Below are 23,697 nucleotides of genomic sequence, written 5' to 3'. Positions count from 1 at the left end.
AGGTATCCGATTGTGTCCGACGTCACCGGTGCAGCACGATGGTTGGACCCCTCGGCCGACATGGCTTCGCGGCGGAACTTCTGGCTTGCCTGCCTGATCGCACTGACCGCAATGCTGGTGCTCGGCAATCTCGCCAACGACGCCGTGCTCGATATGAAATATGGCTGGGACACCCGCGTCAATTGCGCGGCGGTCGAGGCGTATGCCAGCGGGCTCGATCCCTATTTCGTCAAGAACCTGAAGGGCACCAAGCTCTCTTATCCCTATCTCCCGGTGACGCTGGATGTCTTCCGCCCCATGTGCGCGGGTGGACTTCTGGTCGATCACTACAAGGGCATCTTTCCTGTCCTCGCCGTGCTTTGCGGGCTCCTCTTGCCCGGTCTTGGCCGAACGCGCTCGGGCGCGCGCGATGTTGCGCTGAGGGTGCTCTGCACGCTCGGCGCGTTCGTCGGTTTCGAATGGGTGCAGGCGTCCGGCAACTTCGCGATCCTGAGCGGCATGCTGACTGCGATTGCGCTGAGGTTTCTGCTTTCTCCGTCTGCGTCCGGCGCGTCTGAGGACCGCAGCTTTCCGTTGCGGTTCGCCGGCGCCGCGCTGCTCGGCCTCGTGACGTCGTTCAAGCTGGTGTTCTTTCCCGTGCTGGCCGCGCTCTATTTCCTGCCGCTGCCGCGCAGCCGCAAGCTCACGCTGATCGCGGTTGCGGCGTTCAGCTTCGCATTGCCGATCCTGATATCGCGGCTGATGTACCCCGAGCTGTTCGCGAGCTGGCAACTGGCGATGGGCGGAAAGATCCCCGACCAGCATCTCGTCGATCTCTTCGAGATCAATCCGTCGCTGCTGCTGGCGGCACGCGACCTCATGGATCATGCCGGCCTCGGTGACAGCAAGGCGGCGACGTTCGCGACCTATGCATTCGCAGCACTAGCGCTCGTGCTGGTGCCGTTTGCATTGTCCATCCTGCGCGTGGTCACGAGCGAACCAGCGCAGGAAGGCGGATCGCTTCTGACGCGACTGGATCGCTGGCTGATGGATCATCCCCGCGTTGCCATGCGCATCACGGTATTCGCGATGTTTGCGCTCTATCTCAGCTCGCCGCGCCTCAAGGAATATGCCTTCTTCGAGCTCGCGCTTTATGCCGCGATCCTCGTCGTCGATCTTCCGGCCCTGGCACTCGCCGCGTTCCTCGCCGTCGGTCTCGCGTTTCCGGCACTGATCTCGATTCTGGGGACGGCATTCGAGGGCAGCTTCATCCTCCTCATCATTGCGCTAACAAGTTTCTGGATCCTGCTGCTCGATTTTCGCGCCGAGCCGAAGCGGCTGGAGACGGAAGGCGCGCAGTCATAACGCATGCCGCCGTGTCCGCCGGGCAAGGACGGCGCCTTGCCCCCGCGCAGGCTCCAGCCGGTTCGTGACTGCATCCGTCTGCCGTCCGCCTTTGGGCGGAGGCTCGCCCCGTCAGCTCCGATGGTGCGGGCAGCCGGGGTCGAACCGGCACAGCGCTTGCGCGCCGAGGGATTTTAAGTCCCTTGCGTCTACCAATTCCGCCATGCCCGCTTGATCCAACGAGATCAACTAGTTAAGTCCACCTCCGGCCGTCTGGAATTGGCGCGTTTCGCGGGCCGGATGGGCGGTTCTTCCTTAAGCGAGCCGGCTGCGCAAGGCAAAGCCTCAATCCGGACATTTGTTGTTGCTTTAGGCATTCTCAATCCACGGGGACTATTCATCCGGCATGGCTGCTTCGCTTCCCTCTCCGCTGCGCTTCTGCGGCGCGCTCGTTGTGCTGCTTGCGGGCGGCGCACTATCCGGCTGCGCCAGCATGAGCGAGACGGTCGCTCCGGCCTTTGCCGACCCCGGCAAATACGAATTGTACGACTGCAAGCAGCTCGAGGGTGAGCGCAAGGCGCTTGCCGCCCGCACCGCCGATTTGCAGAAGCTGATGGACAAGGCCGAGACCGGGGCCGGAGGCGCCGTCGTGTCCGAGCTCGCCTATCGCAACGACTATGTCGCGGTGCGCGGGCAGTCGCAACTTGCCGAGGAGGCATGGCGCCGCAACAAGTGCCGGGAAACGCCGCCCGGTGCGACGCCGGCGGCCTCTGCTCCGCAGCGGCCGGACATCAAGCCCGCCCCGAAATCCGGTAGCGCCGTTCGCTGAGTTGATACGATTGCGCCCGCCTCAGGGGCGCCAGCCGTAGATCCAGTCCTGCCGCGCCAGCATGCGCTCCGGGCCGAGCGCGCGGATCGCAACATCGCGCGCGATCGCGAGCGGCCCACCGAGATGATAGATGCGGCCCTGCTGCCGCGCCGTCCGCTGCACCCGCCGCACCCGCGCCTGCCGCGCGCGGCCATATTGCTTCAGCGCCGCCGTGATGCCGGCCGCGCTCTCGGCAGCCTCGAGGCTCAGATGCCGCGCGAGCACGGCGGCATCCTCGATCGCCATGCCGGCGCCCTGGGCCGCGAATGGCAGCATCGCATGCACGGCGTCACCGAGCAGGCCGACCGGTCCATCGCTCCACGGGCAGCCGTCGGGCACGCCGAACAGCGCCCATTTGCGCCAATTGTCGACGGCAGTGAGCATCATCCTGGCCGCCGACGGCCAGCGCGGTGCCGCGAAGGCGTCCATCACCTCGAACGGGTCGCCCGGCGTGCTCCAGCCGGGCCTGTTCCAGGTCCCCGGCAGCACCGCGACCACGTTGATCTGGCGCCCGCCGGCGATCGGATAAGCGACGAGATGGGCGTTCGGACCCATCCAGAGCTGCACCCGCCGCGCGGTAAAATCCTTCGGCAGTTGCGTGGCGTCGAGCGTGCCGCGCCAGGCGATCAGGCCGGAGAAGCGCGGCTGCACCTCGGGAAACAGATGCTGGCGTACCGTCGACCAGATACCGTCGGCGCCGATCAGTGCGCTGGCCAGATCGCTGCGGCGTATCGTGCCGCTGCGATGGACGACCGTCAGCCCCTTGGCGTGGGGCGCCACATCCTCGAAGGTCGCACCTAACTTCAGATCGATATCGGGATGGTCGGAGACCGCACCGGCCAGCGCGGATTGCAGGTCGGCGCGATGCACCACCCAATAGGGTGCGCCGGCCCGCGCGGAAGCGGCTTCGCCGAGCGGCATGCGCAGCAGTTCGCCGCCGGCCCGCGCGCTCATGACGCAGAGCGCCTCAGGCGTGACGGCGCTTCGCTTGAGCCGCTCGGTGAGGCCGAGCTCGACCAGCACGCGGCTGGCGTTGGGGGAGAGTTGCAGGCCGGCGCCGACTTCCTCGAGCCGCTCGGCCTTTTCCAGCACGACGATGCGGAAGCCACGGGCTGCGAGCGCAAGCGCGGCCGTCAGTCCACCTATGCCGGCACCGGCGATGACAATCGTTCGGGAGAGCGCCACCCCTGACCGTGAGAGGCGGTCAGGCCACCTTGTCCTTCAGCACGCATTCCGGCGGACGGGCTTCGCCCGGCTTCAGGTCGGCGGCGAAACGGTACAGCGTCGAGCAATAGGGGCAGATGATCTCGTTGTCGTTGCCGAGGTCCAGGAAGACGTGCGGATGATCGAACGGAGGATTGGCGCCGACGCACATGAACTCTTGCGAGCCGATCTCGATGACGGGGACACCGGCATCGTTATGGAAGTGCGGGACGACATGGTCGGACATCGTAGTTCATCCTGGAGTGGCAATGGCGGCAGACACAATCAAACACTGACGCGGCATCTTTGAGGCGCCGCGGACCATACTGTTGGGTGCAGATGATTGCTAGTCCAGCGGAACCGAAAGGTTCGCAATTGCCCCATGCTCATTTGCTCATGCAAATTCGACACAATCTTGCGGCCTGAGAGAAGCCCTTCTTTCGTCGGGGACGTTGTGTCGCAATTTTGGCATACTATGTCTTTGGACAAGCGGAATTGCGACGAAAGACGAACCATCAGGCGCAATGATCTCGGGATCGTCCAGGCTCTTGGCACAACTCTTGGTATGACTCTTGGCATGAAGTGGCTGCGAATCAGCACGGCGTTGACCGGTATTGCAGCATGCAGCTTCATGCTCGCGCAGGTAGCGCCGCATGCCCGCGAGGCCGGCGCGCTCCTCTCCGCCCAGGACGATCCGGCGGCGCTCTCCGAGCTCAAGCTCGATGCGCTGCTGCGGCAGAACGACCGCCTGGTTCAGGACAATATCGAGGCCGCGCTCGCCGCCGGCGACGCTGATCTCGCCGACAGTTTTGTCGCGCTGGCGCGTGACCGTAACATCGCGCTGCCCGACGACCTCCTCAACCGTGTGAGCGATGCGGTCAAGGAAGAAAATTCCACGCGGCATTTCGCCAAACAGTTCGCGACCGGTCTCGTCACCGGCAACGCCGACGATGTCGCGAGCCTGTCCGGAACCGTCGCCGGCGATCTCTTCGTGATCGGCGACATCAGGGACGTTGTGCGCGAGGGCAAGCGTCTCGCCATGGGCGAGGACACCGACCATCTGGTGCTCGGCCTTGCGACCGCCGGCCTTGCGGTGACGGCGGTGACCTACGTGTCGGTCGGCGGCGCCGCGCCCGTGCGCGCTGGACTGACGCTGGTGAAGGATGCCCGCAAGGTCGGACGGCTCGGCGAGGGACTTGCCGCATGGGCCGGCCGGTCGGCGCGTGAGGTGGTCGATACGCCGATGCTCCAGAACGCCGTCGCCAAGGGTTCGGTGTTCCGCCCCGGCGAGACCGCGAGCGCGATCAAGGCCGCGTTCCGCGCCGAGAAGGCCGGTGCCCTGGTCCGGCTCGGCAAGGACGTCACCCGCGTTGCCGAAAAGACCGGCACGCGCGGCGCCATGGATACGCTGCGCATCGCCGAGGGCCCGAAGGACGTCGCGCGCGCGGCCCGGCTGGCGGAAGCGCAGGGCGGCAAGACCCGCGCGATCATGAAGCTGCTCGGCCGCGGCGCGCTGCTGCTCGTCGGCGGCATGTTCGATCTGGCGCTCTGGCTGTTCGGCGCGGCACTGACGCTGTTCGGCCTGCTGTCTTCGATCAAGGCGGCGACGGAGCGCCTGACCCAGGCCTGGTGTGATCGCAGACGGGCGCGCCGGCTCCGCCGCGCGCAGGCCGCTGCCGAGGCCGCTCTGGCGGACGGGGCCCTCACGGCCTGAACCGGGATACGGTTCAGGTTATCGTTTGGGCATGATCTTGCCGGAAAACCGCTGCACACTTTTCCGGATCATGCTCTAAGATCAACCTTTCCCCTCAAGATTGCGGAATATGTGATGCCGAGCTTTCACAACGGCGCCGTTGAAATTGCCTATCTCGACGAAGGCGAGGGCGATCCGATCATCCTGGTGCACGGCTTTGCCTCGAGCAAGAACGTGAACTGGGTCTATCCGACCTGGGTCTCGGAACTGCGCAAGAACGGCCGCCGTGTCATCGCGCTCGACAATCGCGGCCATGGCGAAAGCGCAAAGCTCTACGAGCCCACGCAGTACTCGATCCCGACCATGGCCGGCGACGTGCTCGCGCTGATGGATCATCTCGCGATTCCGCAGGCGGACATGATGGGCTATTCGATGGGCGGACGGATGACGGCCTGGCTCTCCCTCAACGAGTCGCAGCGCCTGCGCTCGGCGATCCTCGGCGGCATCGGCATCGGCGGCCTGATCGAGGGCACCGGGCCCGGCGAGAACGTCGCGAAGGCGCTGGAGGCGCCCTCGCTCGACGACGTCACCGATCCGGTCGGCCGCACGTTTCGCGCCTTCGCAGATCAGACCCGTTCCGACCGTCGTGCGCTCGCCGCCTGCCTGCGCGGCACCCGCGACCTCATGACGAAGGAAGAGGCCGCGCGCATCGACGTGCCCGTGCTGATCGCGGTCGGCAGCGCCGACGACGTCGCAGGATCAGCCAGCGCGCTCGGCGCCATCATCCCGGGATCGGAAGTGCTCGATATCCCCAACCGCGACCACATGCGCGCGGTCGGCGACAAGGTCTACAAGACCGGCGTGCTCGACTTCCTGTCACGCCGCGGCTGAGGTCTCGTCGTCAGGCTCGTCGTCACCGAAACGACGCGCCAGCGCCATCAGGACCACGAAGGTCGCGACCCACACCATCCGTGCGCCGTAGCGGTCGTGCGGACCCGAGATCACGCCGCAGATGAAGGCGTTGCCGAGCAGCGCCAGCGTGACGGTTGCCGCCAGCAGCGTCAGATCGTCGAGCCGGCGGCTTGCCAGCGCATGCGCGAGCAACCCGACCAGCGCCAGCATCGAGGCCAGCGCGACGGGAACGTGCAGCCAGTTGACGTGATCGAAATCGAGGCCGTGATTCTGTTGCCGCGCCGCGCGCATCGGCGCGATCTGCGCCGGGATGTAGCGCTCGATGATGCCGTAGGTATGCCCGATCCAGACACTGGTGCCTTCGCCGGTGGCCACATGCAGCAATTGCTGGCCCATCGCCCGCAACGCCGCGCCGGCCTGCCACGCCGGATAGTCGGCGAGCGAATGCACGACGATATAGCCCATCTCGTCGTTCATGCCTTCGAAGCGGCCGAGCGTGTTGAACATGCTCTTGCCCCACAGGAACTCGTCGGCGGTCGCCGGCAATTGGTTGCGATAGGGACAGAGCTTGTAGTGCTCGCGCGGGCAATGATCGCTCAGGAAGCGCGCGACGATACCGTCCTGCATCATGCGTCCGAAAGCGACGCCATAGCCGCCGGGCGTCCAGGCCCATTTGCCCGACAGCGCATGGTTTGCCGACACCAGCATCAGGCCGCCCGCGACGATGGTGAGGCTTGCCTGCGCCAATCCGGCGAGCGGCAGGCGCGCGCCGAGGAACGGCCGCACCATCCAGCCGGCGGCGCAGAGCCCGAACAGCACGCCCAGTGTGGCGCTGTGGGTTGCGGCGGCAAAGGCGGTGAAGACGAACAGCGAGATCTTTTCGAGGCCCGATGTCCGGCTCGCGCCGACGACCAGCAAGAACAGGGACAGGATCGACAGCCCTGCAAAGATGTCCGTGAGCAGCATGCTCGCGAGCCAGGGCAGCGCGGTCGACAGGATCAGGCAGAGGCTGATCGCGACGAAGCGAGACGTCTGCATCAACCCGAGTACGCGCAGCGTCAGTTGCAACAGCCACAGCGTCGCCAGCGACTGGACCGCGAGATTGATCCAGAAGCCGAAATTCTCGCCGTAGTGCAGATAGAGGCCGAACACGGTGGAGCGGCTCGGGACCAGATAGCCTTCGTACCAGCGCGCCAGATAGCCGCCGGTATCCCATTGCAACAGCGGATAGCCGTTCCAGAACGCCGGCGCGATCAAGAGGAGGGGCAGTCCCACCGCCGCCAGCCGCAGCCAAAGCGAGCCCGTGGCGCCCGCGCGCAATTGATCGGTGGTGATGCTCAAATCCGCTCCGTCGTGTTCCCCGACCATGCCCGCAATAGCCGTCGAGGCGGAATTCACCAATAGTTTGACGCTGCCCGGCTTGAATTTGGCAAAACCCTGACCATTTTGAGCCGACCTCGCCGCCTGGGGGCGTCAGAAGAAACTGTTGTGTTTCAAGGCGTTGGCGTGCTTTCGCGGAGCAACTCACTGTTCACTCTCAGGCAAGCCCGTCGGGACTTCGTCGGCTAGACTGTGGTATAGAGCCAGCAAAATGAGCCAATTCGAAAGAGCAGATCCTATGGCAGTGCATCAGGTCAGTCCGGGAGGAAAGCTCGCAACGCTCGATCCGATCTGGGATCGGATCCGCGGCGAGGCGGAGGACATCGTCCATCGCGAGCCGGAGCTTGCGACCTTCATCTACTCGACGGTGCTGCATCACAGTCGCCTGGAAGATTCGGTGATCCATCGTCTCGCCGACCGGCTCGATCATTCCGCGCTGTCGGGTGATCTCGTTCGCCAGACCTATGACGAGGCGCTGCGCGAGGCTCCCGATCTCGGCAACGCCTTCCGCGCCGATCTCGTCGCCGTCTACGACCGCGATCCCGCGACGTCGCGCTTCATCGACCCCTTGCTCTACTTCAAGGGCTTTCACGCCATTCAGACCCATCGCCTCGCGCACTGGCTCTATCTGAAGGGCCGCAAGGACTTTGCGTATTATCTCCAGAGCCGCGCGTCCGCGGTGTTCCAGACCGACATCAATCCCGCCGCGCGCATCGGCCGCGGCATCTTCCTCGACCACGCCACCGGCTTCGTCTGCGGTGAGACCGCGGTGATCGAGGATGACGTCTCGATCCTGCACGGCGTCACGCTCGGCGGCACCGGCAAGGAGAACGAGGACCGCCATCCGAAGATCCGTCACGGCGTCCTGATCGGCGCCGGCGCAAAGATCCTCGGCAACATCGAGATCGGTCATTGCGCGCGCATCGCCGCCGGCTCGGTCGTGGTCAAGCCGGTGCCGCACAACGTCACGGTTGCCGGTGTGCCCGCCAAGATCGTCGGTGAGGCCGGCTGCGCCGAGCCGTCGCGCACCATGGATCAGATGATCAACGCGATGGGACTTTGAGCGAGAGAAAAGGGCCGGATTCTCCGTCCCCGCTCGTCCCCAAATTCTTTGGCAATTCATGCTGGCGGTTCGTCGCGTCTCGTCCTAAAACCCCGCCAACCCAGATTTCGATTGGAGACTTGCCGTGGACGTCAAGGAAGTAAGGAAGCTCGACGCGTATCTGAAGCGCGTATTCGGCAATCCCAAGATCCGCGTCGTGCCGCGGCCGAAGAAGGATGATTCCGCCGAGGTCTATATCGGCGAGGAGTTCATCGGCGTGCTCTTCGTCGATGACGAGGATGATGATCGCTCGTTCCAATTCCAGATGGCGATCCTCGAGGACGATCTCGTCGATCAGGAATAGTTTCTCTCTCCGTCATTGCGAGCGAAGCGAAGCAATCCAGGATCTTTCCGCGGAGGGATTCTGGATTGCTTCGCTCTGCTCGCAATGACGAACGTTAACTCCGCGGTTCCGTAGTTCTATTTCTTCGCGAGAATGCGCAGCCGCGCCGTGGCATCAGCGACAGTGATGCCGTTCGCATCGACGAGCTCGGCCTGCACGACCATATCGCGATCCGTCCGTTCGACAACGCGCGCGCGTGCCGTGATGGCTCCGACCGCTGCAGGCTTCAGGAAACGCGTATCCAGACTTCTGGTGACCACTGTCAGGTCGGGAGACAGCGCTGCCAGCGCGCCAATCCCGGTGGCGGAGTCCAGCATCGCCGCGAGGAAGCCGCCCTGGATCGTGCCGTGCCTGTTGGTGAATGCGAGCTGCGCCTGAAAGCGGATCAAGGCCCGCCCGCCCTCGTCAAAGCCGAGCCATTCGCGCCCCAACAATTGGGCGCCCGGAGGCAGGTTTGCTGCTGCATCGGTCACGTCGATCACCGCGCTTGATGTTGTTGGCGACGAGCCTATCAGCCGGTCAATGCGGCGCAAAGCGATCGGGGGTCAGCCCTTCGGTCCGCGCAATTGCGCTGACAGCCGGTCCAGCGCTTCCGCGACATCGCGCCATTGCGACAGCCAGCTCCGCGGAAAACGGAAGGTGAGATCGGCGCCGTCGACACGGCGTTCGGAAAGGCACATGCCCGGCGTGGCGGCATCGCGCGTGCAGCGTGCGGTCAGCGCGGGGCTTGCGGCGGAATAGAAGTCCTCGCTGCCATAGGGCGTGTCGGCGCGGAACATCCGCATCGTCAGGCCGTCCGCCGCACTGGTCGCGGCCTGGTCGAGATAGCGCGGATAGATCGTGGCCGTTCGCTGCTCCGGCGCCAGCGCATCGTGATGCGCCGATATCGACAGGAAGACACGGTCGATCGGTTGCATCGCCTCTTCCACGGTGTCGGCGGTGACATGTTTCGGCGCGCCCGGCGGCTCAAGCGAAGGGTAGAGGAAGTCGAGATCGATGCGCTCCTGCGGCCCGGAGTGCCGCTGGATCTTCATCCTGATCGCGGTCGTGGGAACGTTGAACAGCGTGCCGCCGACGCTCACCGGCAGCCGGTCCGGCGCATTCGCGCCGCCCGAGCCCCAGGTCGGCCACAGCAAATAGGCGACGAGCGCCACCGCGCCCAGCGCCGCAATGCCGCCGAGCACGATCGGGACGACATGCGCCCGAGGGTGCGTCCTGGAGGACCTAAGGGGAGCTGCCGAAAACATCGTCATGAGCTTGCGCAAGTCGAACCGGGAAGTCGGCCGGTGGCCGACGAATCAGCGGCGAATATGCCATGCGGCGGCGAATTCGCGGAGCGTTCCCGGCCGCCGGGACGGGGGAGGGCCCTGCGCGGATCGGCCCCCGCTGTTAACCTTCCCTTAAGGATAATGTAGCGTTAACCGGCACTCTTTGTCACAGGAAGGCTCCGGCGTTGCGTAAGGGCGGACCGTTCCGATGACACCTGAAGCCTTCAATTCTCTGTTCTCGATCTGCATCGGTTTCGCGCTCGCGGGCGCGCTCGTGAACGGATACCAGGCGTTTGCGCAGCGGCCGGCGGGCTTCGGCCTGTTGCAGGACGGCGTGGCGCCGAAGACGTTTGCCGCGGTTCCGTTCCTGGTGTTCGCGGCGCCCTTCATCATCATGCGCAACACGCTGCGCGGCATGCGGGTGGAAAGCCGCCGCGTCGAATTCGTGATGATGGCGACCGTCATCGCCGGCTTCTGGAGCATGATGAGCGGCACCTTCTTCCTGATGACGCTACGCGCCGCCGGCGTTCTGGTCTGACAGAGCTGCGTGGCGCGGCGGCCCTTTGCCTCCGCGTCGCCGTTTCGCTATGGCTGGAGTCGACGCGACAGGAGAACCCCATGGCGATCTACGAGCTCGACGGACAGGCACCCGATCTTCCCGCCGACGGGAATTACTTCATCGCCGAGACCGCGACCGTGATCGGCCGCGTGCGCCTGAAGCCGGGTGCGAGCGTCTGGTTCGGCGCCGTGCTGCGCGGCGACAATGAATGGATCGAGATCGGCGAGGGCGCCAATGTGCAGGATGGCTCGACCTGCCACACCGACCTCGGCTTCCCCATGGTCATCGGCAAGAATTGCACCGTCGGCCACAACGTCATCCTGCACGGCTGCACGATCGAGGAGGGTGCGCTCGTCGGAATGGGCTCGATCGTGATGAATGGCGCGAAGATCGGCCGCAACAGCATCGTCGGCGCGGGCTCGGTCATCACCGAGGGCAAGGAATTTCCCGAACGCTCCTTGATCATCGGCTCACCCGCGCGCGTGATCCGCACGCTCGACGACGCCCAGGTGCAGAAGATGGGGAGTGCGGCGAGGTTCTACGTGGCCAACGGCCCGCGCTTCAAGAAAGGCCTGAAGCGGATCGGCTGAAAATAGCCGTGGGCCGCCGAGAAGATGGCGGCCGCCGCATAGCTGTCCGCGCGCGCAGCGCGTCAGCTTCCTCCGGATTCACATGCTTCGATCGCGGCTGCTGATGCTCGCGCGGAAGTGAGACAGTGAGGCTGTCAGGAAGGCGCGGGTGACGTTAGCTTGGTCCCGCTTTGAGCGTGGAACGTCTCCACGCGGAGGATCGAGTGATGTTACGCAAGATGATGATGGCGGCGCTGGCCGTCGCGGCAGTCGGCTTGTCGGCGCCGCAGGCGGCTGAGGCGCGGGGCGGTTTCGGTCATGGTGGCGGTGGCTGGGGCCACGGCGGCGGCTGGGGCCATGGTGGCGGCTGGGGCCATGGCGGCCACTGGCGTGGCGGCGGCTTCTGGCCCGGATTGGCGATCGGGGCAGGTATCGCCGGCGCCGGCTACTACGGCGGCTATTACGGCTACGGTTACGGCGATCCCTATTACTATGGTACCGGCTATGACGACGGCGGTTACGGCGGCTGTTACGTGGTGCGGAAGCGGGTCATGACGCCGGCAGGCTGGCGTGTCCGCCGCGTGGATGTCTGCGAATAGCGGCCGCGAGGCTCAGCCAGACTAGGAAGCCAGATCTACCAAAAGACTGGACCCACTAAAGAACAAGGCCGTTGACGCAGTATACCGTCAACGACCTTGCCAGCCCCGGACATTGAAATCGGCTCACGCCATCCGGTAACCGCCAGCATGGCGCGGAATCATACGGGGGAATGTGATCCAGTTCACATGTGGAAAAATTTAAGTCGCAGGCCCTGACCCGGCTAGCCGCGCGAGCGCTTGCGGGCGCTGGCGTGGACACGGCGCGACGGTTTCCTGCGGGTAACCGAGGGTGTCTCCGCCTCTGTGGCCCGGGCGCTGGCAAAGGACTGCCGAAGGCTGTCGATGGACTCGTTCAGCGTCGTGACCTGCTCGGACAGTCGCTTGGTGTCGGCCTGCTGGAATGCGAGCAGCTTCTTCACCGTCTGGAGCTGGTCCTGCACGACCTGGAGCTGGTCGATCGATTCCTGCTGGGTCGCCTCGAGACCCTTGGTCTTCTCGACGAGTTGCTCGGAGGCCTGGGCCGTGCGGGCCTGGAGCTGCCGCGACGCCACCACGCGGTCGGTCTCAGGAGTTGCACCGGTAGAGGCGCGCCAGATCGCGATCGAGGTCACGCCGGCGATGAGGAGCAGGAGGGCTGCGGCGGTCAGCGCAATCGGCTGGGCGCCAAGGCGAAGGAGGGGGTTGGACGGCCTGTCCTGGGCGAGATCGATCATCGCTGACAAAACCCAAATTGAAACTTGGTGAGTGGCGAAGTGCGGCAACCAGAGGTCGCCGGGACGTCCCGAAAGTGTTACCATTCAGCAACAAATGGGACCAAAAAGAGGCTAACGGCAAAAAACCAGCAATCAGCTGGTCTTGGGACCCCTGAAGGTCCTCGAAAAGAGCCGGGATCAAGGCTGGAACGGCGAAAACGGTCCGGAATAGGTCTTCGAGCGCGGCGCCGCATAGGGCCCGAGCCGGGAGGTTTTCAGTCCCAGCCGCACCAGTGATTCTGCCAGCGTGACCGCCGCGGCGACGCCGTCTACCACGGGCAGGCCATGTGTGGCGGCGAGCTCGGCGGCGAGGTCAGCCATGCCGGCGCAGCCGAGCACGATGGCTTCCGCCCGATCGTCACGGACCGCGGCGGTGATCTCGGCGGAGATCTTGCCGAGGGCATCGGCATTGCGCTCCTCGAGCGCGAGCACCGGGACCTCGGCGGCGCGGACGCGCGCGCAGCGCTCGGCGAGGCCGTATTTCCGCAAATTATGCTCGATCGGCACGATGGAGACACCGAGCGTCGTCACCACGGCAAAGCGCGCCGCGATCAGGCTCGCCATGTGGAAGCCGGCTTCCCCGATGCCGATCACCGGCGCTTTCGCGGCGGCACGCGCAGCGTCGAGGCCGGTGTCGTCGAAGCAGGCGATGATGTGGGCGTCGGCGCCGTCGCGGTCGGCGTCGCGGATGCAGCCGAGCATGCCGGGCACGGCGAAGGCCTCGTCGTAAAAGCCCTCGATCGAGACCGGGCCCATCCCGGGCTGGCGCGCGTCGATCAATGTGTCGGGCAGGGCGACGCTGCGTGCTGCAGCGGCGATCTTCGCCGTCATCGACGCGGTGGTGTTGGGATTGACGACGTGAAGTCGCATCAGATCAGACAAGCCCCTTGTCAGACAAGCCCTTGGCCGGCATCCGAGCCCTTGGCCGCCTGCCGTTTGTTGAGCATGTGGATGGTGCCGAGTGCAAGGGCGATCACGGTGAACGACACCGCCGAGATCACGGTGCCGAGCGCATAGATATCGGGGTTCGTCACGGTCGTGGTGAGGCCCTGGAGATCGAGCGGCAGCGTGTTCACCGCCCCGATCGCCTGGCTGGAGCGGGCGAGCTCGTCCCAGGACAGCGTGAAGCCGAACAGGCCGATGCCGATCACGGAGGGCAGGATGATCGGCAGCACGACATGACGGAAGGCCTGCCACGGCGTCGCGCCGAGATCGCGCGCGGCTTCCTCGAGGCGCGGGTCGAAGCGATTGAAGATCGCGAACATGATCAGCAGGCCGAACGGCAGCGTCCAGGTCAGGTGCGCGCCTAAGCCCGAGGTCAGCAGGCCCATCGAGGTCTCGAAATTCTCGTTCCAATGCGCCTTGATCAGGTCGTCGATGATACGGAATTCAAGCGAGATGCCGAGCGAGGTGATGATCGAGGGCACGATCAGGCTCGCGATCGCCGAGTAAAATAGAATGCCCTGCGCCTTGAACTTGCGGCGGAAGGCCATGCCGGCGGCGACCGACAGCACGACGGTCACAACCATCACGATCAGGCCAAGCAGCAGCGAGCGGCGGAAGGCCGCGCCGAGATCGACGATGCCGGTGCCCTGGAACAGTTTTGCGATCCAGAAGGTCGACACGCCATTCATCGGGAAGGTGAGGCCGCCCTGCGGGCCCTGGAACGAGAGGACGTAGATCGCGATCATCGGGCCGTAGAGAAACAGCACATAGGCCGCGAAGAAGATCGCGAGCACGTAGAACGAGCGCGGGCGTCCCTCCTTCATGCCCTAGAGCTCCTTCTTGATGTCGACGATGCGCGACATCATGGTGATGATCAGGAAGGTGATGACGAGCAGGATCACGGCATTGGCGGCCGCGGCCGGGAATTGCAGCGCGTTGACCCGCGTCTCGATGATCTTGCCGGCAGCCGCGATCTGCTGGCCGCCCATCACGCCGATGGTGATGAAGTCGCCCATCACAATGGTGATGACGAAGATCGAGCCGATCACGATGCCTGGCTTGGAGAGCGGGATGATGACGTTGACGAGCGTCTGGAAACCGGTGGCGCCGGCGTCATAGGCGGCCTCGATCAGCGACTTGTCGATGCGGATCATCGAATTGAAGATCGGCACCACCATGAAGAAGGTGAAGAGGTGGACCAGCGCCAGCACCACGGAGAATTCGGAGAACAGCAGCCATTCCAGCGGATGGTTGATCAATCCGCTCTTGACCAGTCCGGAGTTCACGAGGCCATTGCGTCCGAGCAGCGGGATCCAGGCGATCATGCGGATCACGTTGGAGGTCCAGAACGGGATCGTGCAGAGCAGTGACAATCCCATCTGCCAGGTCTTGGACTTGACGTGGAAGGCGAGGAAGTAGGCGACCCAGAAGCCGATGAAGAGCGTGATGACCCAGACCAGGAAGCACAGCTTCAGCGTCTTCAGATAGGTCTTGGCGATGGTGCAGAGATCGGGGAGCTGCGCGATGCAACCCTCGAACGTGTCGGTGTAGCCGCGGCCGGAGAAGGCCGGCAGCAGCTGGTATTCGTTGTAGTCCCAGAACGAGACGATGACGACGAAGACCAGCGGGATCAGGAAGAAGGCGAGAAACACCAGCATCATCGGCCCGGCCTGGAGCCAGGAGATGAAGGACGGCGACAGGCGCGTCGCTTTCGCGGCGCGCGCCGTGCCCGACCCCGGGATCAAGCCCGGGGACGCCTGTTGCAGGATGTCCTCTGACGTGTCCATCACGTTAGGCCGCGATGAACTCGTTCCACTTGCGGACCATGTAGTCGTTCTCGTCCATCACGGCGTTCCAGCAGGCGACGCCGCCCATGCGGTCCTCGTAGGAGCCGCCGTCGCGTACCGCGCCGGCCTTCTCGAGCAGCGAGCCGTCGGGCGCCTTGATGTCCTTCTCGGCCGGCTTGCCTTCCATCCAGTACGCCCACTCGTACGGCTCCATGTGCGCCTTCGCGGTCGAGAGCACGGCGGAGTAGTAGCCCTGGCGGTTGAGATAGGCACCGGCATAGCCGGACAGGAACCAGTTCACGAACTCATAGGCCCATTCGAGCTTCGCACCCGAGACGCCCTTGGAGACGCAGAAGCCCGAGGCCCAGGAGCGATAGCCTTCCTTCAGCGGCTGGAAGGTGCAGGGGATGCCCATCGAGCGGACCTTCGTCACTGCCGGCGACCACATCGACTGGATCACAGTCTCACCTGACGCCATCAGGTTGACGCTCTCGTTGAAGTCCTTCCAGAAGGCGCGGAATTGTCCCGCCTTCTTGGCTTCGGTCATCACCTTCATGGTGAGATCGATCTCTTCCTTGGTCATGTTGCCCTTGTCGGCATATTTGTACTTGCCGGTGGCTTCCACGACCATCGCGGCATCCATGATGCCGATCGAGGGGATGTTGAGGATCGAGGCCTTGCCCTTGAATTCGGGATTGAGCAGCTCGGACCACGAGCTGATCGGGCGCTTGATCAGGTCGGGACGAATGCCGAGCGTGTCGGCGTTGTAGACGGTCGGGATCAGCGTGACGAACTCGGTCGCCGACGTCGCGAACTTCTTGGAGTCCTTGCCTTCGAGATAGAGCACCTTCCAGGGCGCCGTGCCCTGGCCGCCGATCTTCTTGCCGCCGGGCGTCTCGCCCTTGGTGAAGACCGGCGTGATGTTGTCGAATTCCTTGATCTTCTTGGCATCGAGGGCAAGGATGTTGCCCGACGGCACGATCTTCTTCAGCGAGAAATATTCGGTGTCCAGCACGTCGAAGGAGTTGGGCTGGGTCATCACGCGCTTGGTGACGTCGTCGGTGGTCGCGGTGATGTATTCGATCTTGATGCCGGTGTCCTTGAGGCACTGCTTGGAGATGTCGTCGCCCTCGTTCACGGCGGTGCCGAGATAGCGCAGCACCTTCGCATCGGCCGACTTCACATAGGGAAAGCCGGTGATGGCGCCGGAGCCGGCGGCGAGGCCCGCGAGACCTGCGGTGCCCTTGAGCAGCGTGCGGCGGCTGACGCCCTTCGTCCTGGTGGTCTCGGTCATATCAGTCACTCCTCTGTTGCGCATTCCAGTGATCGATCGGCGCTATTGCAGGCGTTGCGCCTTGGCGGGATCCCAGGTGGCCAGCACGCGATCGCCCGGACGGAACGGGTGGACGTCGAAGGCGGCCTCGGGGAGGTGGGAGAACAGGGCGGTGCCGTCGTCGAGCGTGAGCGAGACGGCGATGTAGGAGCCCTGGTACTCGGTCTGGGTCAGCAGCGCCGGCGCGCCGAACGCGCCCTCGGCGAACGGCGCGATGCCGAGCTGATCGGCGCGCACGGCGATGAGGTTTCCGGCGTCGCTGAGGACGTTGTGGCCGCCGATGAAGCGCGCCACGAATTCGGTGCGGGGGCGGTGGAAGATCTCGCGCGCGGTGCCTTGCTGTTCGATCCTGCCCTGGTTCATCACCACGATGTGGTCGGCGAGCGCCATCGCTTCTTCCTGGCCGTGGGTGACCTGGATGAAGCTGATGCCGAGCTCGCGCTGAAGGCGCTTCAACTCGCCGCGCATCCTCACCCGCAGGAACGGATCGAGCGCGGAGAGCGGCTCGTCGAGCAGCAGGATCTGCGGCTCGGTGATCAGTGCGCGAGCCAGCGCCACGCGCTGCTGCTGGCCGCCGGAGAGTTGGGCCGGGAGCCGGCCCGCATAGGGTGTCATCGCCACCAGCTCGAGCAATTCGCCGGCGCGCCTGTGCCTGGTCGCGCGGTCGACGCCTCGCATTTTGAGCGCAAACGCCACATTGTCGAGCACGGTCAGATGCGGAAACAGCGCGTAGGACTGGAACATCATCGCCGTGCCGCGCTTGGCGGGCTCGAGGTCGGTCACGTTCTGCGCACCGAGAATGATGTCGCCTTTGCTGACCGCCTCATGGCCCGCGATCATCCGCAAGGTCGAGGTCTTGCCGCAGCCGGAGGGGCCGAGCAGGCAGCAATAGGTCCCGGCCGGAATCTTCAAATTGACGGTGTCGACCGCCAGTGTCGTGTCGTAGCGCTTGGTGACGGCGACCAGTTCGAGAGCGGCGGGAGTGGCCATGGCGTGTCCAAGGGAGGGGCGATGCTCCCGTCTCTCCGCAAGGTCCGTGCCAACCGCCCTTGGCCGGCTGAATTCCAGAACTGTGCAGCAGAGTCAGGTCGTTAGATCGAATCCGCCGCCTTCGGCCGTCCCAGCGCCCGTCTGCCTCGCTGCACACAAAACGGGCGCGGATTGTATAAACTTTCGCCTGTGATTGGATACAGGTCGTCGACTAACATTCAAGGCCGAACGTCGCCGATCGAGCCCTCAGACCCATGGCCGCCAAGACTCACCCGAAATCCGACGCGCCAGATGCGAACGATCGCGTCAGCCGTATCAGGGAGGGGGTGACCGCCGCGATCCTCGAGCATCGCCTGCTGCCGGGCACGAAGCTCGGCGAGGACGAGATCGGCGAGATCTACGGCGCGAGCCGCACGCTGGTCCGCACAGCGCTCCAGCAGCTTGCGCATGAGGGCATCGTCAACATCGAGAAGAACCGCGGTGCCTTCGTCGCGCGGCCGACGCCGGGCGATGCCCGTGAAGTGTTCGAGGCGCGCCGCCTGATCGAGCCAACCATCGTCGATCACGCGATCGATGCGGTGTCACCGGCCTGGATCGACCGCCTCCAGCAGCATCTCGCCGAGGAGCGCGAGGCGGAGCTGCGCGGTGACGCGCGCGCCTCGGTCCGGCTCTCCGGCGAGTTTCACCGTCTCGTCGCCGAGATGAGCGGCCACAGCATCTATCTTGGCTTCCTGAAAGAGCTGATCGCGCGCTCCTCGCTCATCATCCTGCTCTACCGCCGCCACGACACGCCGGCCTGTGGCACCGATCATCACGCCGGCATCGTCGCCGCGATCCGCAAGCGCGACAAGCAGGCTGCGCGCGTGCAGATGCTGTCACATCTGGACGAGATCGAGGCCGAGCTGTTCTTGAAGGATCCCGCCGCCGACGAGTTGCGGCTCGCCGACGTGCTGGGCGTGTGACCGCCTGCCGTCTGTCAGAACGGACGTTCCTGATTTCGCCTCATGATCTTGAGCACCAGCAGGACGGCTCCGAGGACGAGCAACAACACGCCGACGAAAGTCATGCCGCTGTATTCGAACGTCACGCCTACGGCCGTCAGCAGGCATCCCAAGATGATTGCGATGAGCCCGCCGAGCTTCTTGGCCAGCAGGATGCGTCCGTCACTCGTTTGCGCCACCATGTTACGCCTCGTCATTTGAATTCTACAGACGACCGCAAGCCCTCCTGCCCAGCGGCTCAAGTCGCGTAGACCGCGCAGGATCGTACTCCCGAGCGAGAAAGTTGCAATCTACCGTTGCTGGCGGGTCGAAATCGATAGTGCGTTTTAATTTGAGTTCGACGCGAGTGCGACAGGTGCACTTACCCATTTGCCTATCCAACTTGATGGGGACGCTTCTCTTCGCTCCGTATGGCTGATTTGCAAAACCTCCCTGTGGTTGCAAATTGACTCGATGCGGTTTGCAGGCATCAATCCATAGCTGCATCGCGCGGCGTCAGCTGGCTGGCGTTCGCCCGGATCTGCGTGGAGATTGGACATGTGGGGTTGGACCACGCCGGCCGGACTCTTCAGAGCCGCCGCATTGCTTGTGTCGATTGGAAGCCTCGGCAGCCCGTTGCCCTTACGAGCCCAGCAGGACTCCGCCGTCCTGTTCCGCAACGTTCGGATCTTCGACGGAAAGAATGCCACGCTCTCGGCCGCGTCCAACGTCCTGATCAGGAACAGGAAGATCGAGAAGATTTCGACCGCCGATATCGCGGCCACCGGTCAGGTGATCGACGGCGGCGGCCGCGTGCTGATGCCGGGACTGATCGACGCACACTGGCACGCGATGCTGGTGCGTCCGACGCCGATGGCAGCCCTCGCAGGCGATATCGGCTACAACAATTTGCTCGCCGCCAGTGAGGCGACGGCGACGCTGATGCGCGGCTTTACCACCATACGCGACATGGGCGGACCGAGCTTCGGCCTCAAGCAGGCCATCGACGAGGATCTCGTCGCCGGACCCCGCATCTATCCGTCCGGTGCCATCATCACCGTCACCAGCGGTCATGGCGACTTCCGGCAGCTCTCCGATCTGCCGCGCACGATCGGCGGAATGCTCAGCCGCATGGAGCTGATCGGCGGCAGCATGGTTGCCGACAGCCCCGACGAGGTGCGCGTGCGCGCGCGCGAGCAACTGATGCAAGGCGCGTCGCAGGTCAAGCTCACGGCGGGCGGCGGCGTCGCATCGCCCTTCAGTCCGCTCGATGTCTCCACCTTCACCGAGCCCGAGCTGCGCGCCGCTGTCGAGGCCGCGGACAATTGGGGCACCTATGTCGCCACGCACGCCTATACGTCGGTCGCGATCCAGCGCTCGATCGCGGCCGGCGTGAGATGCATCGAGCACGGACATCTCATGGATGAGGCGAGCGCGAAGCTGATCGCGGAGAAGGGCGTCTGGCTGAGCACGCAACCATTCCTTGATATCTCCGGCGCCGCGGCGCTGGGACCGTCGGAGCAGGACAAGATGCGGCAGGTCGTTGCCGGCACTGACCGCGTCTATGCGCTGGCGAAGAAGTACAAGATCAAGACCGCGTTCGGCACTGACGTCCTGTTCTCGAAGGCATTGGCGGACAAGCAGGGCTCGATGCTGGCCGCACTGACGCGCTGGTACACGCCGGCCGAAGCGCTGACGATGGCGACGTCGACCAACGCTGAACTCTTGAGCCTGTCGGGCCTGCGCAATCCCTATCCCGGCAAGCTCGGCGTGGTCGAGGAGGGCGCGCTCGCCGATCTCCTGCTGGTCGACGGCAATCCGCTCGACGACATCAAGCTTGTCGAAGATCCCGCGAAGAATTTTGTGGTGATCATGAAGGACGGCAGGATCTACAAGAACAGGCTCGCGCATTGATGCGCGCTGGGCAGGTGTGAGCCCGCGAAATTCAATCGCTTCTAGTCGCGCTCGTCAGGAACCGGCTTTCCTGGTCGAGAGCCTTTTGCGATCTCGGGGAGCGCAGGAGGCCGCGCGGGGCTTGTCACAATCTCCGGCCTGTCACCATCGGAGGCGTGACTTCTGAGCGTCTCCAAAACCAGAAAGAATTTTTCTGCTAGCATGAGTCAAGCTCGCTGACGCGTTCATCTCGGTTTCGAGAACGCCGAGATTCGCTATCAATTCGATCACTTACTGTACGCGGCGGCAATTTAATTCGTCACGCCGGACGAATTATGACAGTCCTGCCCGATCTTTAGCGTCGCGCATGGCGCATGTGGACGATGATGCGTTGCGACGTAACGTTGCTATTCCTTGCGGGCCTGACGAGCTATATGCTGCGCTCTGTCATCAAACTGTCATGTCACCGGAAATGTTGAAATCAGACGCTACACCGGCTCGCAAAACCATGAGCGCGCCGGATGGGAATCCTGTCCTCAAGGACAGGAACAAGAGAACGCAAGTCGTCGCCGGCTTCCTCAGGCAACGTGACGCAGCCGAGCCCGACCCGGAACATGCGATCGTCGAGGGCGCTGTGATTGATCAGACGCCATCGCAAGACACGACGCCTGCACCGGAGCCAGCCCAGTCCGGCACTGCTGCGCGTCCCGCCGGTGAGATCGAGCTCAAGCTGCTCGTCGATGCCGCTCGCATGGCGCATTTCAACGCCGCGCCGGTCATCACGGCCAATGCGCGCAACAAGGGCACGCGCAAGCATCTCAAGTCGGTCTATTACGACACGGCCGAGCGCCTGCTTCGGCGCAATGGCCTCAGCCTGCGCGTCCGCCAGAGCGGCGCGCGCTTCGTGCAGACCGTGAAGACGGACGCTGCGGACGATCCGCTGCGCCGTGGCGAGTGGGAGGCGAGCGTGTCGTCGCTTGCGCCCGATCTCGCTCTGGCGATGCCCTTCATTCCGGAGGAGCTTCGTAGCCACCTCTTGGCGCAGCCGCTCGAAGCCGTCTTCACAGCTAACATCCGTCGTCATGCGAGGATGATCGACTTGCCGTCCGGCACGGTCGAAATCGCCTTCGATCAAGGCGAGCTGACGGCTGGCGATCGCACGCTACCGGTGAGCGAGATCGAGCTTGAGCTGAAGAGCGGCAGCGCCAGCACGATCTACGAGGTCGCGCTGCGGCTCGCGGAGCAGGGCGCGGTCAAGCCGTCCATCCGTACCAAGTCGGCGCGCGGCTTTGATCTTGCCGCCGATGAGCCGCCCCCGGCACGTCGTCCGCGAAAACTTCGCCTCGATGCGTCGGTCACGCTCGACGAGGCCTTCGCGACGATCCTGCGCTCCTGCTTCCTCCATCTGCTTCAGTCGCTGCCGGCCGCCGAGGACGGGCGCAACCCGGAAGGCGTGCATCAACTCCGCGTCTCGCTGCGCCGGCTGCGATCGGCGCTCGACCTGATGCGATCGGTCGGCGCGCTCAGCAATCTCGACGCGCTGCGGTCGGAGGTCAAATGGCTGGCGCAAGACCTGTCCGCCGCCCGTGATTGGGACGTGTTCCAGCTCGATACCTTGCCGACGATCGCACAGGCCTGTCCATTGGTCGCCGGCTTCGATGCGCTGGGCCGGGCTGCGGCCGAGCGCCAGTCGGACGCCTATCGCAAGGCGCATGATGCGCTCGACGATCGCCGCTGCGCCGTGTTCCTGATCGGCCTCGGAAACTGGATCGAGACGCGAGGCTGGCGCAACGACGTTGCCGCCGAAGATCTCGGCCAGCTCGCCGAACCTGCCGTCGATTTCGCGCGACGCATCTTGTCGGAGCAATACGCCAAGGTGCTCAAGCGTGGCCGCCGCTTCAAGTCGCTTCCCGCCGAGGAGCTGCACCGGGTGCGGCTCGCGACCAAGCGGCTGCGCTATCTCAGCGAGTTCCTGCTGCCGCTGTACGAGGATCGCAAGTCGGCGCGACGTTTCTCGCGCAGGCTCGCAGCCTTGCAGGAGGAGCTTGGCGCATTCAACGATATGGCGGTCACGGCATCGCTGCTCGATGGGCTCGGTACTGAACCCGACAGCGCCGTCGCGGCTGCGGCGATCGCCGGCTGGCAGGCACGTGCATCGATCGGCGTGCAGCCCGCTTTGCAACGCACGTGGCGCGATTTCACCGCCGCGCGCGTGCCCTGGTCGTCGCAGGGCTGATTGCTCGCCCCAAAAAAAGTTGCGGCCAGCCATTGGGGGATGGCTGGCCGCGCGCGAACCGGTCTGGGACGGGGAGGGGTGGGGATGTGACCGGGCCGCGTAACTCGTTTTCCTGACTGCTAGTTCTTGGCGCTGGCGGTGGAGACCGCCGGCTTGGTGTCGCCGAGCGAGACCCAGACATTGGGGTCGCTCTGTGACTGGCGCTTGACGAAGCGGTAGCCGGTCTCCGTCCAGGCAACGACGTTCTCGTTCTGATTGTCGAGAACGAACTCGCCCTTGTCGGTCTTCACCGTCAGCACCGCGTGTCCTTCGCCCTTCTTGTCCCGCACGACGGTGATGAGCAGGGCCTCGCGCGGCCATCCGGCATCGATCAGCATCTTGCGCTTCAGCAGCACGTAGTCTTCACAATCGCCGTAACCGTCGGTCGGCAGCGACCACTTCTCGATCACGCCCCAGTGCTCCTGGTCGGTCAAAGGCTTGACGGTCTCGTTGACCCAGCGATTGACCTTGACGAGGTCGCGCCATGCGGCCTGCGACATCACGATGTCGCGCGGTTGCGTCGGCGCGCCCTGGCACTGAGCGGCATTATCCGCACAGAACTCGACCCAGCCGATCGGCGCACGCGTGGTGTCGCCGAGGCTCGCGTAGAGCAGGCGGCCTTCGCCGGCCTGCGCTGCCGCGCTGATCCCGAAGAGCATGGCAGCCAGTGCCAGCCCTTTCCCCTGTCCCCTGAAGTCCAACATTGCGGCCCCCGTTTCTTGTTGGGACCACATTTCGCATGGAGCTTTTGAGTTGCCGCTAAGTCGGCCAAGTCAAGTCGAGACGAATACAAGTAAAAGGCGCGATTAATTCGATCTATACTTGAATCGAATTCGACTAAGATTTGAAATGACTTCAATTGATTCAAATTTTATCTATTAACGCGGAAACGCTGGCGGAACTGTTGTTTGCACGCGCTCGCA

General features: G+C 64.4%; 25 protein-coding genes and 1 tRNA gene. 12 read left to right on the top strand and 14 right to left on the bottom strand.

The features are described from left to right. Positions 1–12: 12 nt before the first annotated feature. Positions 13–1,344, top strand: coding sequence for a hypothetical protein (locus AB7535_RS20580; RefSeq protein WP_085401620.1), 1,332 nt, complete (start codon positions 13–15; stop codon positions 1,342–1,344). A gap of 121 nt (positions 1,345–1,465) precedes the next feature. Here AB7535_RS20580 and AB7535_RS20575 read toward each other — a convergent pair. After that, positions 1,466–1,554 (bottom strand) — tRNA-Leu (locus AB7535_RS20575). 175 nt (positions 1,555–1,729) lie between these two features. Here AB7535_RS20575 and AB7535_RS20570 point away from each other — a divergent pair. Continuing rightward, positions 1,730–2,152, top strand: coding sequence for a twin-arginine translocation pathway signal (locus AB7535_RS20570; protein WP_231142238.1), 423 nt, complete (start codon positions 1,730–1,732; stop codon positions 2,150–2,152). A gap of 21 nt (positions 2,153–2,173) precedes the next feature. Here AB7535_RS20570 and AB7535_RS20565 read toward each other — a convergent pair whose 3' ends face one another. Then, entirely contained in the window at positions 2,174–3,376 is a 1,203-nt protein-coding gene (locus AB7535_RS20565) for an FAD-dependent monooxygenase (protein ID WP_085401622.1), read from the bottom strand. Positions 3,377–3,395: 19 nt separating this feature from the next. Then, positions 3,396–3,641 carry a zinc-finger domain-containing protein gene (locus AB7535_RS20560; protein WP_008562814.1) on the bottom strand — a complete coding sequence of 82 codons (246 nt, stop codon included), beginning with the start codon at positions 3,639–3,641 and terminating at the stop codon, positions 3,396–3,398. A 330-nt stretch (positions 3,642–3,971) separates the two neighbouring features. Here AB7535_RS20560 and AB7535_RS20555 point away from each other — a divergent pair, with 330 nt between their 5' ends. Together AB7535_RS20555 and AB7535_RS20550 are read left to right on the top strand one after the other, a co-directional pair. Continuing rightward, on the top strand, positions 3,972–5,108 hold the full coding sequence (locus AB7535_RS20555; RefSeq protein ID WP_231142237.1) for a hypothetical protein: 1,137 nt from the start codon (positions 3,972–3,974) through the stop codon (positions 5,106–5,108). Positions 5,109–5,222: 114 nt separating this feature from the next. After that, positions 5,223–5,978, top strand: coding sequence for an alpha/beta fold hydrolase (locus AB7535_RS20550; RefSeq protein WP_085401623.1), 756 nt, complete (start codon positions 5,223–5,225; stop codon positions 5,976–5,978). Here AB7535_RS20550 and AB7535_RS20545 read toward each other — a convergent pair. After that, on the bottom strand, positions 5,964–7,340 hold the full coding sequence (locus AB7535_RS20545) for a hypothetical protein (protein WP_085401686.1): 1,377 nt from the start codon (positions 7,338–7,340) through the stop codon (positions 5,964–5,966). The genes AB7535_RS20550 and AB7535_RS20545 overlap by 15 nt on opposite strands. A gap of 277 nt (positions 7,341–7,617) precedes the next feature. Between AB7535_RS20545 and cysE the strand changes: the two genes are divergently transcribed. Together cysE and AB7535_RS20535 are read left to right on the top strand one after the other, a co-directional pair. Further along, complete coding sequence (gene cysE, locus AB7535_RS20540; protein ID WP_014494283.1) at positions 7,618–8,442, top strand: serine O-acetyltransferase; 825 nt, start codon at positions 7,618–7,620, stop codon at positions 8,440–8,442. A 124-nt stretch (positions 8,443–8,566) separates the two neighbouring features. Next, entirely contained in the window at positions 8,567–8,785 is a 219-nt protein-coding gene (locus AB7535_RS20535) for a DUF3126 family protein (protein WP_007602550.1), read from the top strand. A gap of 116 nt (positions 8,786–8,901) precedes the next feature. On the opposite strand, the gene AB7535_RS20530 is transcribed toward AB7535_RS20535, so the two are convergent. Beyond that, entirely contained in the window at positions 8,902–9,297 is a 396-nt protein-coding gene (locus AB7535_RS20530) for a PaaI family thioesterase (RefSeq protein WP_231142235.1), read from the bottom strand. 72 nt (positions 9,298–9,369) lie between these two features. Then, a complete protein-coding gene (locus AB7535_RS20525; protein ID WP_085401688.1) occupies positions 9,370–10,077 on the bottom strand; it encodes a hypothetical protein in 708 nt (235 codons plus the stop codon). Positions 10,078–10,300: 223 nt separating this feature from the next. Here AB7535_RS20525 and AB7535_RS20520 point away from each other — a divergent pair, with 223 nt between their 5' ends. The 3 genes from AB7535_RS20520 to AB7535_RS20510 all read left to right on the top strand — a co-directional run bounded on the left by AB7535_RS20520 (position 10,301) and on the right by AB7535_RS20510 (position 11,819). Further along, the gene (locus AB7535_RS20520) at positions 10,301–10,630 is read left to right on the top strand and encodes a DUF6949 family protein (protein WP_014494286.1); all 330 of its coding nucleotides are present in this window, start codon (positions 10,301–10,303) and stop codon (positions 10,628–10,630) included. Between the two features lie 80 nt (positions 10,631–10,710). Beyond that, positions 10,711–11,241: a gamma carbonic anhydrase family protein gene (locus AB7535_RS20515; RefSeq protein ID WP_085398694.1), complete on the top strand. Its 531-nt coding sequence runs from the start codon at positions 10,711–10,713 to the stop codon at positions 11,239–11,241. Positions 11,242–11,447: 206 nt separating this feature from the next. Further along, complete coding sequence (locus AB7535_RS20510; RefSeq protein ID WP_085398693.1) at positions 11,448–11,819, top strand: hypothetical protein; 372 nt, start codon at positions 11,448–11,450, stop codon at positions 11,817–11,819. 221 nt (positions 11,820–12,040) lie between these two features. Here AB7535_RS20510 and AB7535_RS20505 read toward each other — a convergent pair whose 3' ends face one another. The 6 genes from AB7535_RS20505 to AB7535_RS20480 all read right to left on the bottom strand — a co-directional run bounded on the left by AB7535_RS20505 (position 12,041) and on the right by AB7535_RS20480 (position 17,626). After that, positions 12,041–12,532 carry a hypothetical protein gene (locus AB7535_RS20505; protein ID WP_085398692.1) on the bottom strand — a complete coding sequence of 164 codons (492 nt, stop codon included), beginning with the start codon at positions 12,530–12,532 and terminating at the stop codon, positions 12,041–12,043. Positions 12,533–12,709: 177 nt separating this feature from the next. Then, positions 12,710–13,441: an aspartate/glutamate racemase family protein gene (locus tag AB7535_RS20500; RefSeq protein WP_085398691.1), complete on the bottom strand. Its 732-nt coding sequence runs from the start codon at positions 13,439–13,441 to the stop codon at positions 12,710–12,712. A gap of 20 nt (positions 13,442–13,461) precedes the next feature. Further along, positions 13,462–14,340 carry an ABC transporter permease gene (locus tag AB7535_RS20495; RefSeq protein ID WP_014494293.1) on the bottom strand — a complete coding sequence of 293 codons (879 nt, stop codon included), beginning with the start codon at positions 14,338–14,340 and terminating at the stop codon, positions 13,462–13,464. A 3-nt stretch (positions 14,341–14,343) separates the two neighbouring features. Continuing rightward, positions 14,344–15,303, bottom strand: coding sequence for an ABC transporter permease (locus AB7535_RS20490; RefSeq protein WP_085398690.1), 960 nt, complete (start codon positions 15,301–15,303; stop codon positions 14,344–14,346). Between the two features lie 4 nt (positions 15,304–15,307). After that, positions 15,308–16,597 (bottom strand): ABC transporter substrate-binding protein, encoded by a 1,290-nt coding sequence (locus AB7535_RS20485; RefSeq protein ID WP_028150047.1) that lies wholly within the window; start codon positions 16,595–16,597, stop codon positions 15,308–15,310. 42 nt (positions 16,598–16,639) lie between these two features. Further along, complete coding sequence (locus AB7535_RS20480) at positions 16,640–17,626, bottom strand: ABC transporter ATP-binding protein (protein ID WP_063982479.1); 987 nt, start codon at positions 17,624–17,626, stop codon at positions 16,640–16,642. 254 nt (positions 17,627–17,880) lie between these two features. On the opposite strand from AB7535_RS20480, the gene AB7535_RS20475 reads away from it, so the two are divergent. Further along, a complete protein-coding gene (locus tag AB7535_RS20475; RefSeq protein ID WP_085398689.1) occupies positions 17,881–18,588 on the top strand; it encodes a GntR family transcriptional regulator in 708 nt (235 codons plus the stop codon). 14 nt (positions 18,589–18,602) lie between these two features. On the opposite strand, the gene AB7535_RS20470 is transcribed toward AB7535_RS20475, so the two are convergent. Further along, positions 18,603–18,809, bottom strand: coding sequence for a hypothetical protein (locus AB7535_RS20470; protein WP_063982481.1), 207 nt, complete (start codon positions 18,807–18,809; stop codon positions 18,603–18,605). Between the two features lie 355 nt (positions 18,810–19,164). Between AB7535_RS20470 and AB7535_RS20465 the strand changes: the two genes are divergently transcribed. Both AB7535_RS20465 and AB7535_RS20460 read left to right on the top strand, forming a co-directional pair. Then, entirely contained in the window at positions 19,165–20,520 is a 1,356-nt protein-coding gene (locus AB7535_RS20465) for a metal-dependent hydrolase family protein (protein ID WP_071912614.1), read from the top strand. 451 nt (positions 20,521–20,971) lie between these two features. After that, positions 20,972–22,735 (top strand): CYTH and CHAD domain-containing protein, encoded by a 1,764-nt coding sequence (locus AB7535_RS20460; RefSeq protein ID WP_354114802.1) that lies wholly within the window; start codon positions 20,972–20,974, stop codon positions 22,733–22,735. A gap of 119 nt (positions 22,736–22,854) precedes the next feature. Here AB7535_RS20460 and AB7535_RS20455 read toward each other — a convergent pair whose 3' ends face one another. Continuing rightward, positions 22,855–23,478, bottom strand: a complete 624-nt coding sequence (locus AB7535_RS20455) for a transglutaminase-like cysteine peptidase (RefSeq protein ID WP_028154093.1) — start codon at positions 23,476–23,478, stop codon at positions 22,855–22,857. Positions 23,479–23,697 lie beyond the last annotated feature (219 nt).

Source organism: Bradyrhizobium sp. 956_D2_N1_4, assembly GCF_052076025.1.
GTDB classification, from domain to species: domain Bacteria; phylum Pseudomonadota; class Alphaproteobacteria; order Rhizobiales; family Xanthobacteraceae; genus Bradyrhizobium; species Bradyrhizobium barranii.
Note: the sequence above shows the minus strand (reverse complement) of the source record. Positions and strands in the feature narration are given on the sequence as shown.